This window comes from Photobacterium piscicola, from assembly GCF_900166965.1.
GTDB lineage: Bacteria > Pseudomonadota > Gammaproteobacteria > Enterobacterales > Vibrionaceae > Photobacterium > Photobacterium piscicola.
In genome coordinates this window covers 1-1,679 of sequence record NZ_FUZI01000027.1, presented here as the reverse complement: position 1 = coordinate 1,679, position 1,679 = coordinate 1, and the positions used below count along the sequence as shown (strand labels likewise).

At 51.9% G+C, this 1,679-nt stretch carries 1 protein-coding gene; it reads left to right on the top strand.

Annotation, left to right across the window (positions count from 1 at the left end):
• Positions 1-1,679, top strand: a 1,679-nt coding sequence (locus tag CZ809_RS20535) for an Ig-like domain-containing protein (RefSeq protein ID WP_144396222.1), incomplete at both ends; no start/stop codon positions are given.

The window sequence follows — 1,679 nt, the reverse complement described above, 5'->3', positions numbered from 1 at the left end:
ACCACCACGGATGAGGCGGGCAACAGTGCCACGGCGACGGACGATCACCCTTACAACATTGATACTGACATTGCGGCAGCGATCACTATTACCTCGATTGCTACCGATGATAATGTAACCGGACCTGATTCTGAACAGTCCCAAGCGATCATCGGTACGGTTGGCGGCGATGTGAAAGCGGGCGATTGGGTAACAGTGACCCTTGATGGAAAAACGTTAGGCACCGCCGAAGTACAAGCGGATAAGTCATGGCGTTTGTCTGTTGATGGCAAGGTCTTGTTGGATGCGAATACGGATCATGTTGGCGCAACAGTGACCACCACTGATACCGCAGGCAACAGCAAAACCGCCACAGCTGAGCATAATTATACGGTGGATGTTAACGCGACTATCGATATCGATAAGATCACTGGCGATAACGTCATTACTCAACAAGAAGGCCATCAGCAGAGCATTGCGATCACCGGTACGGTGGGCGGTCAGGTGCAAGTGGGTGACAAGGTCGTGGTGACGATCAATGGCACCGATTACAACACCCAGGTTGAGGCGGGTAACACATGGTCAGTGAATGTCACGGGCAAGGATGTGTTGCATGCAGATAAAGCCACTGCCACAGTCACAACGTCATACAGTTCACATAATGACACCGCAAACAGTGAAGAAAATTATCAGGTTGGCATCAATGCGGGTGTCACCATCACCACCATTGGTGGTGACAATGTAATCAATGAGAATGAGTCCCACGGCAAAGTGCCTGTAACCGGTACCGTTGGTGGTGATGTCAAAGTTGGCGATACCGTTACGATCACTGTAGATGGTAAAGCGGTAGGTACGGCCACAGTAGAAAATCACAATGGCAAGTTAACGTGGACGGCTGAGGTTGACGGCAGCGTATTAGATAACGCTACCACCGATAATGTCACCGCCACCGTGACAACTCATGATGAAGCAGGTCATAGCGCTACTGCGACAGATGATCATATTTACAACATTGATACTGACATTGCGGCAACGATCACTATTACCTCGATTGCTACCGATGGTGTTATCAACGCAGATGAAGCGCACAGCAAAGTCCCGGTCACGGGTACCGTGGGCGCAGATGTTAAAGTCGGCGATACCGTTACGGTCGTTGTTGATGGTCAAACCGTGGGCACCACAAAAGTTGTGGAGCAGGACGGCAAGTTAACGTGGACGGCAGAAGTTGACGGCAGTGTTTTAGACGGTGCGACGGCTGATAGTGTGACGGCAACCGTCACCACCACGGATGAGGCGGGCAACAGTGCCACGGCGACGGACGATCATCCTTACAACATTGATACTGACATTGCGGCAACGATCACTATTACCTCGATTGCTACCGATGGTGTTATCAACGCAGATGAAGCGCACAGCAAAGTCCCGGTTACGGGGACCGTGGGCGCAGATGTTAAAGTCGGCGATACCGTTACGGTCGTTGTTGATGGTCAAACCGTGGGCACCACAAAAGTTGTGGAGCAGGACGGCAAGTTAACGTGGACGGCAGAAGTCGACGGCAGTGTTTTAGACGGTGCGACGGCTGATAGTGTGACGGCAACCGTCACCACCACGGATGAGGCGGGCAACAGTGCCACGGCGACGGACGATCACCCTTACAACATTGATACTGACATTGCGGCAGCGATCACTATTACCTCGAT